The 15,897-nt window shown below is 68.8% G+C and carries 15 protein-coding genes and 1 pseudogene; 3 read left to right on the forward strand and 13 right to left on the reverse strand.

All coding sequences use genetic code 11. The features are described from left to right. Positions 1 to 23: 23 nt before the first annotated feature. Positions 24 to 896, forward strand: a complete 873-nt coding sequence (locus ACFPIH_RS24130; RefSeq protein WP_381174781.1) for an alpha/beta fold hydrolase — start codon at positions 24 to 26, stop codon at positions 894 to 896. Positions 897 to 1,031: 135 nt separating this feature from the next. Here the strand turns inward: ACFPIH_RS24130 and ACFPIH_RS24135 are convergent, their stop codons facing one another. The 5 genes from ACFPIH_RS24135 to ACFPIH_RS24155 all read right to left on the reverse strand — a co-directional run bounded on the left by ACFPIH_RS24135 (position 1,032) and on the right by ACFPIH_RS24155 (position 6,127). Beyond that, on the reverse strand, positions 1,032 to 1,808 hold the full coding sequence (locus ACFPIH_RS24135; RefSeq protein ID WP_381174779.1) for an MBL fold metallo-hydrolase: 777 nt from the start codon (positions 1,806 to 1,808) through the stop codon (positions 1,032 to 1,034). 157 nt (positions 1,809 to 1,965) lie between these two features. Further along, complete coding sequence (locus ACFPIH_RS24140) at positions 1,966 to 3,399, reverse strand: DHA2 family efflux MFS transporter permease subunit (RefSeq protein WP_381174777.1); 1,434 nt, start codon at positions 3,397 to 3,399, stop codon at positions 1,966 to 1,968. A gap of 132 nt (positions 3,400 to 3,531) precedes the next feature. Next, positions 3,532 to 4,230, reverse strand: a complete 699-nt coding sequence (locus ACFPIH_RS24145) for an SDR family oxidoreductase (protein WP_381174775.1) — start codon at positions 4,228 to 4,230, stop codon at positions 3,532 to 3,534. Positions 4,231 to 4,419: 189 nt separating this feature from the next. Beyond that, positions 4,420 to 5,436, reverse strand: coding sequence for an NADP-dependent oxidoreductase (locus ACFPIH_RS24150; RefSeq protein WP_381174773.1), 1,017 nt, complete (start codon positions 5,434 to 5,436; stop codon positions 4,420 to 4,422). 109 nt (positions 5,437 to 5,545) lie between these two features. Further along, complete coding sequence (locus tag ACFPIH_RS24155) at positions 5,546 to 6,127, reverse strand: TetR/AcrR family transcriptional regulator (RefSeq protein WP_381174771.1); 582 nt, start codon at positions 6,125 to 6,127, stop codon at positions 5,546 to 5,548. Positions 6,128 to 6,217: 90 nt separating this feature from the next. Here ACFPIH_RS24155 and ACFPIH_RS24160 point away from each other — a divergent pair, with 90 nt between their 5' ends. Next, positions 6,218 to 7,114 carry a TIGR03620 family F420-dependent LLM class oxidoreductase gene (locus tag ACFPIH_RS24160; RefSeq protein WP_381174769.1) on the forward strand — a complete coding sequence of 299 codons (897 nt, stop codon included), beginning with the start codon at positions 6,218 to 6,220 and terminating at the stop codon, positions 7,112 to 7,114. Positions 7,115 to 7,207: 93 nt separating this feature from the next. Here ACFPIH_RS24160 and ACFPIH_RS24165 read toward each other — a convergent pair whose 3' ends face one another. The 8 genes and pseudogenes from ACFPIH_RS24165 to ACFPIH_RS24200 all read right to left on the reverse strand — a co-directional run bounded on the left by ACFPIH_RS24165 (position 7,208) and on the right by ACFPIH_RS24200 (position 14,614). Further along, positions 7,208 to 8,818: a 4-coumarate--CoA ligase family protein gene (locus ACFPIH_RS24165; RefSeq protein ID WP_381174767.1), complete on the reverse strand. Its 1,611-nt coding sequence runs from the start codon at positions 8,816 to 8,818 to the stop codon at positions 7,208 to 7,210. A gap of 27 nt (positions 8,819 to 8,845) precedes the next feature. Continuing rightward, positions 8,846 to 8,995 (reverse strand): hypothetical protein, encoded by a 150-nt coding sequence (locus ACFPIH_RS24170; RefSeq protein WP_381174765.1) that lies wholly within the window; start codon positions 8,993 to 8,995, stop codon positions 8,846 to 8,848. Positions 8,996 to 9,040: 45 nt separating this feature from the next. After that, a pseudogene (locus ACFPIH_RS24175) lies at positions 9,041 to 9,151 on the reverse strand (hypothetical protein); the annotation flags it as partial. Then, entirely contained in the window at positions 9,100 to 9,771 is a 672-nt protein-coding gene (locus ACFPIH_RS24180) for an alpha/beta fold hydrolase (protein ID WP_381174763.1), read from the reverse strand. The pseudogene ACFPIH_RS24175 and the gene ACFPIH_RS24180, both read right to left, overlap by 52 nt. Beyond that, entirely contained in the window at positions 9,768 to 11,303 is a 1,536-nt protein-coding gene (locus ACFPIH_RS24185; RefSeq protein WP_381174761.1) for a flavin-containing monooxygenase, read from the reverse strand. Before ACFPIH_RS24185 ends, ACFPIH_RS24180 begins: the two co-directional genes overlap by 4 nt. Positions 11,304 to 11,528: 225 nt before the next feature. After that, the gene (locus ACFPIH_RS24190) at positions 11,529 to 12,314 is read right to left on the reverse strand and encodes an alpha/beta fold hydrolase (RefSeq protein ID WP_381174759.1); all 786 of its coding nucleotides are present in this window, start codon (positions 12,312 to 12,314) and stop codon (positions 11,529 to 11,531) included. Positions 12,315 to 12,995: 681 nt separating this feature from the next. After that, complete coding sequence (locus tag ACFPIH_RS24195) at positions 12,996 to 13,490, reverse strand: winged helix-turn-helix transcriptional regulator (protein WP_381174757.1); 495 nt, start codon at positions 13,488 to 13,490, stop codon at positions 12,996 to 12,998. 101 nt (positions 13,491 to 13,591) lie between these two features. After that, a complete protein-coding gene (locus tag ACFPIH_RS24200) occupies positions 13,592 to 14,614 on the reverse strand; it encodes an AraC family transcriptional regulator (protein ID WP_381174755.1) in 1,023 nt (340 codons plus the stop codon). Between the two features lie 199 nt (positions 14,615 to 14,813). On the opposite strand from ACFPIH_RS24200, the gene ACFPIH_RS24205 reads away from it, so the two are divergent. Next, the gene (locus ACFPIH_RS24205; protein WP_381174753.1) at positions 14,814 to 15,896 is read left to right on the forward strand and encodes a zinc-binding dehydrogenase; all 1,083 of its coding nucleotides are present in this window, start codon (positions 14,814 to 14,816) and stop codon (positions 15,894 to 15,896) included. Position 15,897: the final 1 nt, after the last annotated feature.

Here is a 15,897-nt window from a genome sequence, read left to right on the forward strand (position 1 = left end):
GTTCATGCCGAGGAGGCGCATCCATGGGACAGCCGACAGTGACGACCGGAGTGACGGCGGTGGACGGGGTCCGTCTGCACTACGTCCGAGCGGGATCCGGCCCCCTGCTGGTCCTCCTCCACGGCTGGCCGCAGACCTCCGACTGCTGGCGGCCGGTGCTGGCGGATCTCGCCGCAGACTTCACCGTCGTAGCTCCCGACCTGCGCGGGTACGGCCTGAGCGACAAGCCCACGACCGGGTACGACAAGCGGCGGATGGCCGCCGACATGGCCGGCCTCGTCGAGGCGCTCGGCTTCGAGAAGGCCGCGGTCGTGGGTCACGACCGCGGCGCCCGGGTGGGGCACCGCTGGGCGCTGGACCGCCCGGAGCAGGTGGAGCGGCTGGCCGTACTCGACATCGTGCCCACCCGGGAGATGTTCCGCCGCCTGGACGCCTCACTCGCCTCCGGGTACTGGCACTGGCTGTTCCAGATGCAGCCCGATCTGCCCGAACGCCTCGTGGGACCCGACATCCGCGGGTATCTCGAGTACTTCTTCGAGCGGTGGACCTACAACCGCCACGGACTGACCCCCGAAGCGGTCGACACCTACGTCCGCGCGTTCTCCCGCCCAGGCGCGTTGCGTGCGAGTTTCGACGACTACCGGGCCATGGAGCAGGACGTCGCCCTTGACGATCTGGACGCCGCCGAAGGCCGCCGCCTCAGCATGCCGGTACTGGCGCTGTGGGGTTCCGTGGGGCTGCCCTCCCGCCTACCGTCGCTGGAGATCTGGCGCGAGTACGCGGATGACGTCACCGGTGCCGAGATCCCGGAATGCGGCCACTTCATCCCGGAGGAGCGCCCAGAGGTGATGCTGGCGCATCTGCGCGACTTCCTGGCCGCCGCGACGAACCGGTGACAGTGCGGCCGGCTCGGCTCGTCCATCACGAGTGCCACCGGCCGAGCTGCCGTCAGGGAGGACGGCGGGTTGCCGAGGACTGCCGCGCTGCGGCACTCCTCGGCAACCCGCCCACGGCCCGCGATCTGCGCCGGTCTAGAAGGGGGTGCCGAACAGGTAGTAGTTGCCGATGTCGATCACGAAAGGACTTCCGTAGGAGGGGAAGCGCTCGATGATGGCCTGCTTGTAGGCCTGGCCGTCGTCGCCGAGGAGCTCTTGCGCGGCCTGCAGGTACTCGGCCATCTCGGCGAAAACGTCCGGTCCCGCGGGCAGCCCGTGTCCGGGCAGGACCGTGTCGTAAGCCGGGTCGCTGAGCGCCTGGAGGATGTCCAGCCAGCGGGCGACGTCGTTGTTCCCGACGAACACATGAGTGTGGTGGTAGACGAGGTCCTGCGCCACCAGCACGCCGTGCTCGGGCAGCCGGATCAGCAGCTGTTCGGTGGTCTCACCGCCGGAGACGGCTTCGAAGACGAAAGGAACACCGTCGATGACCTCGGTGCCCGGGGTGATCAGATCGGTGGGGGCCGTCTCAGCTGCCGGGACCGGGATGCCGGTCGGGTCCTTGAGGTCGCCCCGCGCCGCCATCTCGTCACGCGTGACCGCCAACGCGTGAATGGGTGCGTCGAAGCGGTGCGCGCCCTGGTAGTGGTCCGGGTGCGCGTGGGTGATGATGAGCCGGTCCAGCGGCTTGCCGAGCCCCTTGGCGTATTCGACGACCTCGTCGGCGTCCGCGACCGTGACCTGGCCGTCCACCGCGATGAGCCGGCTCGGGGTCTCGATCAGCTGGGTGGTTACGTTCAGAGCGGTGTCGGGAGCCGTGTAGCTGTGCACCCGCACGTTGCCCTTGTCGATGATGGTGACTGTGCCTCTCATCGCTCTACTCCTTCTGGTCGTCCGTCGGTGAATGGGTGCGGTAGGCCGAGGCATGCCGATCACCGCTGCGGCGTTGGCGATGTCCGGGACTCAGTGGGCGGGATTGGTAGGACCGCCACCGATAAGCCGCTCCGAACCTCGAAATCTGGCGCGGGGATCAGACGGCGGCCGGGATTTCGCCGGCGAGGTCGGCCGATTCATCGGCCTTGCGCTGCCGGGGCATCAGCAACGCCAGGGCCGCGGCCAGGGCGACCGCACCGGCTCCGACCCAGAGCGCGGGCCTCAGCCCGTCCACGAACAGCGAGGCGGAACCGTAGCCGCCCTGGGCGGAGAAGACCGCCGCCAGCGACGCGACACCGACGGCGCCGCCGACCTCACGGATGGCGTTGTTGGCGCCGGAGGCGATGCCCTGCTCCTGTGGGCGGACGGTGCTCATGACGAGGTTGGCGCTGGGGGCGAAGAACATGCCCATGCCGATTCCGCAGACGATCAGCGCCGGCAGCAGAGCGGTGTACGACACCTGCGGCTCGACGGCCAGTGCCCACAGGCCGAGGCCGACGGCGTTGAGGGCCATGCCCACGGTGACGACGGGAGCGCCGCCGATGCGGTCGGACAGTGCCCCGGCCAGCGGTCCGGCGATCATGGGCATAGCGGTCCAGGGCAGCATCCGCACGCCGGCTTCCATGGGTGAGTAGCCGCCGACGGTCTGGAGGTACTGGCTGAGCAGGAAGATCGCCCCGAACATCCCCAGGAACATCAGCAGACTGGCGGCGTTGATGGCGCTGAAGGAGCGGTGGCGGAAGAGGCGCATCGGCAGCATCGGGTGTTTGGCGCGCAGTTCGTAGAGGACGAACCCGACGAGGAGGACGGCGCCCGCGATGAAGCCGGTCAGGACCGGGGTGCTGGTCCAGCCGTCGGCGTTGCCGCGCACCAGGGCGTAGACGATGCCGAAGAGGCCGCCGCTGGCCAGGACTGTTCCGACCAGGTCGAGGCTCGGGTTCGGGCCGTGACTTTCGTCCAGCCGCAGCAGGGCGAGGGGGATCAGTGCCAGGCCGATCGGGACGTTCACCCAGAAGATCCACTGCCAGGAGAGGTGCTCGGTGAGTGTGCCGCCGATGAGCGGTCCAGTGGCGACGGCTATGCCGCTGGCCGCGCCCCAGATGCCGAAGGCCACGCCGCGCCGTTCGGCGGGCACGGCCGCGGCCAGCAGGGTGAGGGTCAGCGGCGTGACGATCGCGGCGCCGACGCCCTGCGCGGCGCGGGCGGCGATCAGTTCACCCATGCCGGGGGCGAGCGCGGCCGCGGCCGAGGCGGCGGTGAAGAGCGCGAGCCCGATGGCGAAGAGTCTCCGGCGGCCGAAGCGGTCGCCGAGGGAGGCGCCGAACATGAGCAGGACCGCGAAGGTGAGGGTGTAGGCGCTCACCGTCCATTCGAGGTCTTCGAGGCCGCCGCCGAGGTCCTCGCGGATGGAGGGGAGGGCGGTGGTGACGATCAGGTTGTCGAGCGCGGTGATGAACCCGGCCATGCTGGTGATGACCACGGCCCAGACGGCGCTGCCGCCCCGGGCCGCTTGCTTGCGGTGCTCTTTCATGACGTTCCCTTGGCAGACGTACTGGGCGATTGATCAGTGGATGTGGAGGCCGGGGCGCGACGATGCGGCCTGCGCTACCGAGGACCGGACCGCTCTCCACGGGCCCGGCACGGATTCCTGGGCGGCTGAGCCTCAGGGGAGCTGCGGGTAGAGCACGGAGACACCGCCGGACAGCGCGGCCTGTGCCTGGCGGGCGGCGTTGTCGGCGAGGATCTCGTAGGCGCCGGCGGCGATGCCGTCCACGGCGATCCGGGCGATGTCGGCCGGGTCGGACTTGGCCGCGTCGACGTCCCGGACCATGTCGGTGTCCATGTAGCCGACGTGCAGCCCGGCCACCCGGATGCCCTGGTCGGCGAGCTGCACGCGCAGGGTGTTGGTGAGCGACCATTCCGCGGACTTGGCGGCGCAGTAGGCGCCGAGCTCCGGGAAGCTGACCCAGGACAGGCCGGACAGGATGTTCAGGATCGTCCCGCCGCCGTTGGCTGCGATCTGGGGTGCGAAGGCGCGGGCCACCGAGAGGGTGCCGAAGTAGTGGGTGTCCATCTCCAGGCGGATGTCGTCCAGGTCGGCATTGAGCAGGTCGGCGCCGCTGGAGGACCCCGCGTTGTTGACCAGGACCGTCACATCGCCGGTGGCCTCGGCGGCGGCTGCCACGGAGGCGGGGTCGGTGATGTCGAGCGCGATCGGCTTGACGCCCGGCAGGTCGACGTGGTCGGGGTTGCGGGCGCCGGCGTAGACGGTGGCGCCGCGGCCGAGCAGTTCGGCGGCGAGGGCCCGGCCGAAGCCCCGGTTGGCTCCGGTGACAAGGACGGTGCTGGTGGAGAGGTCCATGGATGTTCCCGGTGAAGTGGGTCATTGGAGTATGACCGTAATTCTAAATAGGTGGAGTCGGTGATCGCAAGCGCTCTGCGTGGAGAGGGTGTGCCCCCGCGCCCCTGGCGCGCCGACCGTGCCCGCCAACACGACAAGGGCCTGCTGCGCACGCGGCAGGCCCCTGTCGCGGTCCGTCGAAGGCTGGACTCAGAGCTTGACGATCATCTTTCCGACGTTCTCGCCCCGCATCATCGCCAGGAAGGCGTCGAAGGTGTTGTCGAGGCCCTCCCGTACGGTCTCGCGGTAGTGGAGCTTGCCCGTGGCGAGCCAGCCGCCGACCTCGCGGACGAAGTCGGGCTGGAGGTCCAGCTCCTCGCTCACCATGAACGACAGGATGTCCGAACGTGTCACGGACAGGTTCCACAGGTTGCGCGGCCCCACGACCTCCTCGCCGTTGTACTGGGAGACCATCCCGCACAGGACGATCCGCGCGTGCAGCTTGAGTGCGCCGATCGCCGCCTCCAGGTGCTCGCCCCCGACGTTGTCGAAGAAGACGTCGATGCCTTCCGGCGCCGCCTTGGCCAGCTGCTCGGCAACCGGCCCGTTCTTGTAGTTGAACGCCGCGTCGTAGCCGTACTCCTCGACCAGCAGCTTGACCTTCTCGGCCGAGCCCGCGCTGCCGATCACCAGACCGGCACCCTTCAGCTTGGCGATCTGGCCGGCGATGCTGCCAACCGCGCCCGCTGCGCCGGAGACGAAGACCGTGTCGCCCTCCTTGATCTTCGCGAACCGCTCAAGGCCGATGTACGCGGTGAGGCCGGTGACGCCGAGCACGCCCAGGTAGGCGGGGAGCGGCGCGAGATTCGGGTCCACCTTCTGGGCGGTCGCCGCGTCGAGGACCGCGTGGTCGCGCCAGCCGAGGAAGTGCACCACGTGGTCGCCGGGCGCGAAGCCCTCGGCGTTGGACGCCAGGACGCGGCCGACCGCGGGGCCGTCCAGCGGTGCGCCCACCTCGTAGGGCTCGATGTAGGACTTCTTGTCGCTCATCCGGCCGCGCATGTAGGGGTCGACCGAGAGGTACTCGTTGGTGACCAGGAGCTGCCCCGGGCCGGGCGTGGGGAGTTCCACCTCGCGCAGCGAGAGGTCGGACGTCGCCGGCCGGCCTGCCGGGCGCGAGTCCAGGTGCCATGCGTGTGCCGTGGTGGGCAGGTTCTGCTCGGACATGTTGATCAAGTCCCTTCGGTGGGGAGGTGTGCTCGGATTTCTGGTGAACAGAAAGGTCTGTCTACTGGACTGAACGGAAGAGTCTGTTCGCCGCGGTCGCGATGTGGGCTCAGCCGGACTCCGGGCAGGCCGCGTCGAGGAGGTCGCGTGCTGCCCGCTTGGCGGCCTCGGCGGCGGCGTCGGCCCGTTCGACGCGTGTCGCCGCCAGCGTGCCGTCGATGAGAAGCGTGAGCTGGAATGCGAGCGTCTCCGGGTCTGCCGCGCCGGCTGCGGCGGCCAGGTCGCGCACCCATTCGCGGACGGCGCGCTTGTGCTCGGCGGTGATGGTGTGCGCGCTGCTGCCGGGGGCGTACTCCGCCACCGCGTTGATGAACGCACAGCCCAGCGTGCCCTCTCGCGCCGCGTACTCCAGTGCGACGAAGAGGCCGAAGAGCTGCTCGCGTGGGTCGTCCCCGGCCGCGAGTGCCGCTGATCGCAGCTGGCGCCGCCAGCTGTCGTCCATCCGCCGCAGGTAGGCGGCGACCACGTCGTCCTTGCTGGGGAACTGCTTGTACAGCGTGGCCTTGGCGACTCCCGACTCGGCGATCAGCCGGTCCACCCCGACGGCGTGGATGCCGTGGGCGTAGAACAGCTCGCAGGCGGTGTCGAGAATGCGGTCCCGGGCCGGGAGTCGCTTGGGCGAGGTGGTCATGAGGTGTAAGTTAACAGACAGGTCTGTCTACTGCAAGATTATGGACAGACTTGTCTGTCTATCCAGCGGCTGACTACGAGGAGATGTTCGATGGGAAGCATTGATGGCCTGGATCTCGGGACGTTCGGGGTCTACACCTTCGACTTCGAGGTCCAGCCGGCGGCGCGGATACGCGAGTCGGTTCGGGAGCTCGAGGAGCAGGGCTGGCGGGCGTTGTGGATTCCCGAGCTCCTCGGGCGCGACGCGTTCACGCACGCCGGCTATCTGCTCTCCTGTACCGAGCAGATGCGCGTCATCAACGGCATCGCACAGATCTGGTCACGTGGAGCCCGGTGGGCGTACGGCGCCGGCCTCCTGCTGGCCGACGCCTACCCCGACCGGCACGTGCTCGGTCTGGGATTCGGCGGCGGGCAGGGGCCGGGCACCAAGCCCCTGGCGGCCATGACCGCCTACCTCGACGAGATGGACGCACTCCAGACGCAGACGCCCAACCCCCTGCCGAAGGCTCCGATGCGCCGCATCATGGCCGCGTACGGGCCCAAAATGCTTGAGCTGGCCGGCGAACGCACGGCCGGCGCGCAGACTTATCACGTCAACGTGGCGCACACAGCGCAGGCACGCGAGATCCTCGGGCCGGACGCGTTCCTGGGCGTCGAGCACGCGGTGCTGTTCGAGTCCGACCCCGACAAGGCCCGCGCGATCGCGCGCGAACATCTGCACATCTACCTGAACTCCCCTTACAACGTTGCGAAGTTCCGTCGCCTCGGCTACTCGGAGGAGGAGATCGCCGCCGGCAGCGACCGCATCGTCGACGACCTGGTGTTCTGGGGCGACCTGGACACCATCGTCGAGAAGCTCCATGCTCATGTCGCGGCCGGAGCCGATCATGTCGCGGTGCAGGTGATCGGGATCGAGCCGGGCGAGTCCGCAATGCCGTACTGGCGCATGCTCGGCGAGGCACTCCTGCCTCCGGGCGGCAACGCCTGACCTCGTAGTTTGTGCAGGGCGCCGCGCCCATGAAGGGTCGCGGCGCCCGTGACCGGGGTGGCCTGCCGATGAAGCCAAGCCGCACAGCGTGTGTCACGCGGTCGGGGAGCGGAGGTCCTTGCGGAGGATCTTGCCCGATGCGGACTTGGGGATGACATCGATGAACTCGACGCGCCGGACCTTCTTGTACGGGGCGACCTGACGCGCGACGAACTCGATGACCTCGTCCGCGGTGAGGTCGGTGCCGGGCCGGCGCACGACGAAGGCCTTGGGGATCTCCTCACCGTCGTCGTCGGTGACCCCGATGACCGCGGTGTCGGTGACGGCCGGGTGGGTCAGCAGCAGGGCCTCGAGTTCGGCGGGCGGGACCTGGTAGCCCTTGTACTTGATCAGTTCCTTGAGCCGGTCGACGATGAACACCCGGCCGGCGTCGTCGACCTGGGCGAGGTCGCCGGTGTGCAGGAACCCGTCGGAGTCGATCGTGGCCGTGGTCGCCTCCTCGTTGCCGAGATAGCCGGTCATCACGTTCGGTCCCTTGACCCACAACTCGCCCGGCTCGCTCAGACCTTGTGTGGGGTAGGCGATCTCCTTGCCCGTGGCGGGATCGACGATCTTGTTCGTGGTGTTGGGGACGGGCCATCCGCAGGAGCTGAGCGGCGCGGCCTCACCGAAGTGTTCCTGACCGCCGTCCGCGGGCATGCAGTGGCTGACCGGGCTCAGTTCGCTCATGCCGAAGCCCTGGAGCACCCGCACGGTCAACCGCTTGGCCACGGCGATTCCGAGTTCGGCGTCCAACGGTGCGGCGCCGGACAGGATGACACGCAGCGATGACATGTCGTACTGGTCGACCAGTGGATGCTTGGCCAGCGCCACCGCGACCGGAGGCGCGATGAAGCCGTAGGTGATCCGGTGGTTCTGGATGGTGCCCAGGAAGTCGGTCAGATCGAAGCGGGGCATGACGACCAGTGTCGCCCGCGCCTGCAACGCGGCGTTGAGCAGCACGGTCATGCCGTAGATGTGGAAGAAGGGCAGTACCGCGAGGATCTTGTCGTCGGATCTCATCGCGAGCAGCGGCCGGATCTGCGCCATGTTGGCCACCAGGTTCCGGTGGGTGAGCATGACGCCCTTGGGGTTGCCGGTGGTTCCGGAGCTGTAGGGCAGCACCGCCAGGTGGGTGGCGGGATCGAAGTCGACCTGCGGTGCCGGGGCGCCCTGGGCGAGCAGGTCGTCGGCGTTCGGGTGTCCGGTGGCGGCAACGCCGTCGCCATCCAGGACGATCAGGTTCTCCGCCGTGATCCCGACCGTCCGGGCCGCCTCCTGCGCCTGCGGCAGCAACGCGCTGACAGTGATCAGCATCGTCGCGTTCGCGTCGGTGAGCTGCTTGGCGATGTCATGGGCGGTGAACAACGCGTTGATGGTGGTCGCGGTGGCACCGGACCGCAGAATGCCGTGGAAGGCCACGGCGAACAGGGACGAGTTCGGCGCCAGGAGGCCCACCACGTCGCCGACGCCGATCCCGCGAGCGGCCAGCGCGCCGGCCGTCGCGTTCACCCGCTCGATCAGTTCCCGGTACGTGGTGTGCGCGCCACCGGCGGTGTCGATGAGCGCGACATGATCCAGATCCGCCTGATCGACGTCTGTGAAGAGGAAGTCGAAGACGCTAGCTTCGGGGATGTCAACGTCGGGGAACGGGCTGGCGAACATGAAGGGTCTCCATTACTGGTGCAGCGATCAGAGGGTGGTCGCCGCGTCGTGCGTGACGGTGCGATGAGCCGGCGCCGACGAGGGATGTGCCGGGCCGGGTTGGTCGGCGCCTTGCGCGTCGGCGAGAAACGCCAGGACGCGGGTGGCGAACTCGTCGGGGCATTCGATCTGCGGCATGTGACCGATCCCGGTGAACAGATGGGTCTCGGCGTGGGGGAGGAGCCGACGGGCGGATTCGAGGTGACGAGCGGGCAGGACACGGTCACGGTCGCCCCAGATGATCAGGGTGGGACGGGGTCCTTCGCGACCGCCGCGGTCAACTCGGCGCGCCAGCGGGGCTTGGTGCCGCGTGGGGTGGCGAGTTCACGGACGGCCTCGAGCAGTACGGCGCGCGGGTCGGGTTGGCGGGCGACGGCCAGGGCGTGGTCGATCCGCACCGTGGTGGCCAGTCCCGGGTCGGCGAAGGACAGGCGTTCGGCCATCCTCGCGCCGGCGCGGGTGGTGCGACGAGTGACCAGACGGCCGAGAACGGGGGCGGCAAGCAGCCGCAGCGGGAGCGCGACCTCGGAGCCGAAGCCGGCACTGTTGACCAGCACCAGGCCGGCCACCCGTTCCGGGTCGAGGACGAGCAACTGCTGCGCGACCGCGCTACCGAGCGAGTTGCCGAGGACATGCAGCGGCCGCTGCTCGCCGAGGGCGTCGAGAGTCTCGATCACCCCACGTGCCAGCACCTCCAGTGTGGTGGGCTCGGGGGAGCGGGCGGAGAACCCGAAGCCCGGGAGGTCGAGGGCGATCAACCGGTGTCCCTGGGCAAGGCGTGGGTACTGCGGGGCCCAGTCCTCGAGACTGCGGCCGATGCCGTGCAACAGCAGCAGGGGCGGGTCGGCCGGGTCCCCCTCGATACGGACTCGGGTGCGTCGACCGTTGACGGAGATGAGGGCGGGCGTGCTCATGCAGCCGCTTCCTCAGGCGTCGCCGTCGCGCCCGGTGCCGTGGCCGGGCCCACCACGGTGGCGGTGAACTTCAGAGCGGGGTCCTCCACCGGGCCGCCCAGGCGGGCACGATCGAGCGCGTAGTTCTGGCTCACCGTCCACGGGCCGTGGGAGCCCTGCTGCGGGAACAGGTGCATGGCACGGTTGACGTATGCCGTGTCCATGTCGAGGAACGGTCGTCCGGTGAGCGACGGGTCGTCGGCGACCGGGGTGACGGTGGCGTAGCCGTGGCGGTCCATGTGGGCGAGCAGCCGGCACAGGTGATCGGAGACCAGATCGACCTTGAGCGTCCACGCGTTGGTGGTGTAACCGAGCGCGAACGCGAAGTTGGGCACGCCGCTGACCATCATGGACTTGTAGATGAAATGGTCGTGGAGATCGACGGCCTGCCCGTCGACGTGCAGCGCGATCCCGCCGAAGGGCAGCATGTTCAGTCCGGTGGCCGTGACGATGATGTCGGCGTCGAGTTCGGTACCCGACTCGAGCAGGATCCCGTGTCCGGTGAACCGCACGATGCGATCGGTGACCACGGATGCCGCACCGCTGGAGATGGCCTTGAACAGGTCGGAGTCCGGGACCACGCACAACCGCTGGTCCCATGGGTTGTAGCGGGGGTTGAAGTGGGTGTCGACCGCGTAACCCGCGGGAAGCGCACCGGCGTTGAACTTGCGGATCAGACGGCGCATCTGCTTCGGGTAACGTCGGCTGAGAGCCAGGATCAGGCGCTGGCGGTTGATGTTGATCCGTCGTGAGACCCGCCACGCGACCGTCTCCGGCAGCAGCCGGCGCAGGGTGTTGGCGATCGGGTCCTGGCGCGGGACCGGCAGCACGTACGACGGTGAGCGCTGCAGCATCGTGACGTGACCCGCCTTCCCGGCCATCGACGGCAGGAGCGTCACGGCGGTCGCGCCGCTGCCGATGACGACGACCTTCTTGCCGGCGTAGTCGAGATCCTCCGGCCACTGCTGCGGGTGGACGATCGGGCCGCGGAAGTCCTCGCGCCCCTCGAAATGGGGGGTGTATCCGCCGGCGTAGTCGTAGTAGCCCGCAGCGGAGAACAGCACGCCGCAGGTGACGTCGAACTGCTCGCCGTCGCCGGTGCGCTCGAGTGTGACGGTCCAGCGCGCCTTGTCGGACGAGAAGTCCGCGCGGAGCACCTTGTGCCCGAGGTGCAGGTGCCGGTCGAGGCCGTCGTCGGAGATCGCCTCGTGCAGGTAGTCGAGGATCTCGTGGGCGTCGGCGATGGCGTTGTCCTTGGTCCACGGCTTGAACCCGAAGCCGAAGCTCTGCATGTCGGCGTCGGACCGGATGCCGGGGTAGCGGAACAGGTCCCAGGTCCCGCCGATCGCGTCGCGTCCGTCGACGATGGCGAAGGTCCGGCCGGGCTGCTTCGTCTTCAGGTGATGACCCAGGTCGATGCCGGAGATGCCGGCTCCGACGATCAGCACGTCGACGTAGTCGAGTCTCCGTGCCACCTCGGCGGCTGCGCTCATGTCAGTTCCCTTCGTTTCGTGGGGTGTTCGTGACGAGCCGGGAAGGGCCGTGGTCACCGAGGCGAGATCAGGACACGAGGTCCGGGTCGAGCGAGATGTCGGGACGTCGAGGAAGCCGGGATGCCGGTAGGCCGGGTCGGGGTAGTCGTAGTAACCCTTGCCGGTCTCCCAGTTCCAGCCGTCCGCGGTCGAGGAAGTTCTTCCTGATGCAGCCGGCGTTGGCGCTCACCTGCACGTCGTCGTTCTCCCTCGCCCAGTGGGAGAGGGCGTCGTACGTGATGGCTGGGCCCGGACGCTTTCCCAGTGCTGTGTCAGGGCGTCGGCGAGTTCTCGCGGGCGTTGGACCGGTCCCCAGTGACCGCTGTCCAGCCGGACAACGTTCGTGGCCCTGACGCTCTTTGCGAGAATGTCGGCGCGCTCCACCGGCTCGAACTGGTCGGCGGTGCCCCAGAACACGAGGGAAGGGCTCGTGAGGTCCGCCAGACCGATCTCCCACTCCGCCCCGACGTGGGCAGCAGAGCGGTAGAGGCGAAGGATGCTCTCCTTCATCGTGGCGTCCAGCCGGCTCGCGGTCTGGTCGGCGCGATGGGCGGGCACGCCGCTGGCCTGCAGCAGCCTGCTCAACTCCGACGCGTCGAACTCGGCCATCCACTGCTCTCCGACCTCGGGGGTCTGCCAGATCTTCCCGAGGTCGTGCCACTCGACCGCACCGCTGACCGATGCGTCGCCGCCGGCCCAGGTCCTCACCAGGTCGGGACGCAGCGAGGCGACGCGGGCGGTGAGGGCGCAGCCCCAGTCATGGCCCACGAGGTCGACCGGGCTGCCGAGTCCCTCCAGCCGGGCGATGATCCAGTCGACGTACTCCTCCTTGGTGGAGGTGAAGCCTTCCGGCACGGGGCACCCGAAGCCGGGCAGTGCGAGTGCGCGGACATCGGTTCGCGTCAGGTGGGCAAGGACGTCGTCCCATACGTGGTAGGTGTCCGGGACGCCGTGAACGAATACGGCAGGCACAGGATCTCTCCGGTCGGCTGATGATTCCCAGGAGGTGTTGCGGATCGGACTTGGTGGCGCGGAAGCCCAGGACAGGGGGACCGCTGACGGGCACGGCAGTCCACGAGGCTGACCTGCCATGTCAGGAGAGCGGGGGAACTCCACGACCGGTGGTCCGGGCGAAAGGCAGATGGTGTTCTCGCCGGAGGCGTTCAACGACTGTCTGTTGTCGAGTAGTTGAATGCTCAGAGGCAAGGCGCCGCAGCAGCACCGGTATCGGTCCCGCCGGCTACTGCGGGAGAGCGAGGTGTCTCACGCCCGCCCGCTCGATCGGGATCGGCGCGTTGTCCGGCGTGCCCGGGAGGAGGGGCGCGGGCATACGGCTGCCCGAGTGGTTCCGAGTCGGCGCATGGCGCTGATCACCGAGAGCCTCCGGTCGAGCCGTAATCGATCACTCCGGCGGCTCGCCGTGATCGCTGCGCGGTGTTGTCGGACGGCTCGGCCGCTTGCTGAAGCGCTCATGGCACACCTCGTCGTGTGACTGCCCCCGCCTTGGCGGCGGCGAGTGGAGCGGTGCTCGGCCATCTGATCCGAGCGGGCCGCCCACGTGCTCACGCTCGTTTGCGGGCTCGGGGGCTCACACTAGGAGAGTCACTACCATCATGCAAGTAACTGGTTGTCGTGATGGTGGTCACCGTGGGCTCACGAGACCTGCTCGTTCCTCCGCTCGAGTACGGCACGGAGCCGTTCGTCCGCGGACGGACCCGGCAGGAACGTGGTGTGCTCCTCATCGATGGGGTGACCGGTCGTCCGGTCGATCAGCAGCGGATCGACATCGGCGCCTGACTCCTTGTCCACCAGGCGAACGTTCGGCGCCTTTGGCGGGAAGTGCTTGGTGCCGAAGACGTACAGGGCGGTGAGCACCGGCTGGAATGCGTGTCCCGCCTCGGTCAGGACGTACTCGTCCCGCGGAGGGCGTTCGCTGTAGCGGCGGCGCTCGAGGAGGCCGGCCTCGACGAGCGCGCCGAGTCGGCGGGTCAGGGAGTTCGGTGAGATGCCCAGGCTCTTCTGGAACCCGTCGAACCGGGTGATGCCATGTGTCGCGTCGCGCAGGATGAGGATGCTCCACCACTCGCCGACCCGTTCCAGCGCCAGCGCGACCGGGCAGCTCATGTCCTGAAAGCTCTTCCGTTCCATGATGGAAGTCTACGGATGAGGCATCGGCACCCGACGCTGTGAGTCACCGGCCGAGCTGATCGTCTCCGCAGCCCGCAGCAGGGCGATCAGCCGCCCGGCACTCAAGACGGCCGGGCGTGCGCGGACCCCGGCACGCCTCGCCGGCGTGCGCGCAGTTGTCTGGGCGATTCTCCGTACCACCGCCGGCAGGCTCGCGTGTAGCTGCTGGTCTCGGAGTAGCCGAGCATGGTCGCGATCTGGGAGATCTGTATGCCGGTGGCGGAGAGGTCCCATGCCATGTCGCGCCGCACGTCGTCGAGGATCTCCTCGAAGGACGTGCCCGACTCGGCGAGCTTGCGCTGGAGCACCCGCGGGTGCAGGGACATCGCCCTCGCGACCGCGACCAGGTCGGCGTGGTTGACGACCAGAAGCCGCTGGGTCATGCCGCGCACGTGATCGGCGACCGCCAGGTCGGGCCGCAGGCCGGCGAGGTAGTTCTCGGCCAGGGCCAGTGCCGCCGCGTCCCGGCCGCGGATCGACTGGTTCAACGAGTGAGGGGGCAGGTGTATGGAGTTCACCTCCCGCTCGAACTCGATGGGGCACCCGAACATCTCGCGATAGCTCGCCATGGGCGCTATGCGGCGGTGCTGCAGTTCGACCCGGAGCGGAACGAAGCTCTCCCCGAGCATCAGCCGGAAGGCGTCCATCGCGATGCCGAGGCCCTTCTCGACCATCTGGTCGCGATGAGCGAGTCGTCGCAGGTTCGTCGAGAACGTGAAAATCGCCGCGTGCGGCTCGCGGATCAACTCGGTGGAGTCGGGGGGCGCCAGGTGGTGCAGGCACCGGGAGACCCCGTCGATCGCCGCCGCCACGGTTTCCGCGTTGCGGATGATGACCGCGACGGGACCCAGCATCTGGATGCCCTGCCTGCGGGCCAGCCGCATCCCGAAATCGGGGCAGTCGAGCTCCTGGGCCGCGTCCCCGATCACGGCGGCCACGGAGGAGTAGGGGAGAAACGTGTCGTAGTCACCGGCGGCCCCAGGATCGACGCCGTGGGAGCGCATGAGGGCGTCGGGATCGCCGCCGAGACCGGACACCAGCTCGGCGACATTGAGGAGCGCGAGACCACGGATCAGGTCGGTCACAGTCGCCAAGTGTCAACTAATAGTCGCATCAGGACAAGTTCCGGAACCTCGCTCGGTGCCAGCATCCTCATCGGCGTCACCTCGCCAGCGTGACGATCTCCGTCTTCGAGGAAGCAGACAGAGCCATGCAAAACCACGTTCATGCAGGACAAACCCTCGTCGCCAGCGGTCGCTGCGACGCCGGCGCGAGGAGCATCTCATGTCGATGAAGGCAGTCGTCATGATCAACAGCGGACTCGAGGTGGTCGAGGCGCCGCTCCCGCAGCCCGGCCCCGGAGAGGCCCTCGTCAAGGTCCTCGCGGCGGGAATCTGCGGCAGTGACCTGCACTGTGTCACCCATGGCGCCCAGCTGCTGGACAGCGCCAAGGAGGCAGCGGGAGTAGAGCTGTTCAAGCTGGACGAACCGGTCGTCCTCGGCCACGAGTTCTGCGCCGAGATCGTCGAGTACGGTCCCGGCTGCCGCGAGACGCTCGCCCCCGGCAGCCGCGTCGTCTCGGTGCCGTTCCTCCTGAGGCCGGAACCCGTCACCCTCGGCTTCGGGGGACCAGGCACCCCGGGTGCGTACGCCGAGTACATGCTGCTGTCGGAGGACCTGCTCGTGCCGGTGCCCGACCACGTCCCCGACGACATCGCGACGCTCGCGGAACCGCTCGCGGTCGCCCTGCACGCCGTCAACCGCGGCGGTCTGGGGCCCGACGACGTGCCGCTCGTGATCGGCTGCGGCCCCATCGGGCTCGCGGTGATCGCGGTTCTGAAGATGCGGGGCATCGGCCCGATCGTCGCGTCGGACTTCTCGCCCTCGCGCAGGGCGATGGCCACCGCCCTCGGCGCCGACGTCGTGGTCGACCCGCGCGAGACGTCGCCCTACGAGTCCTGGCAGGAGGTCGCCGCCTCCTCCGACGCGACGAAGTGGGGCCGGCAGACCCCGATGTTCCCCGGCGCGGGCCTCCGACCCTCCGTCGTCTTCGAGTGCGTCGGTGTCCCCGGCATCATCCAGCAGATCCTGGCCGGGGCCGCGCCCTGCTCGAAGGTCGTCGTCGCGGGCCTGTGCATGGTGCAGGACTCCTTCTACCCGAGCTTCGCGATCATGAAGGAGATCGACCTGGCCTTCTGCATCTCCTACACGCCCGAGGAGTTCGCCCAGGCCCTGGGCCACATCGCCTCCGGGGAGCTGCAGGTCGAGGCGTTCATCACCAGCCGCGTCGCACTCGACGACGTGCCCGAGGCCTTCGCGAGGCTGGCCGACCCCGAGAAGGACGCCAAGATCATCGTCCTTCCGTGAC

Source organism: Streptomyces vulcanius, assembly GCF_042653945.1.
Lineage (GTDB): Bacteria > Actinomycetota > Actinomycetes > Streptomycetales > Streptomycetaceae > Streptomyces > Streptomyces mangrovi.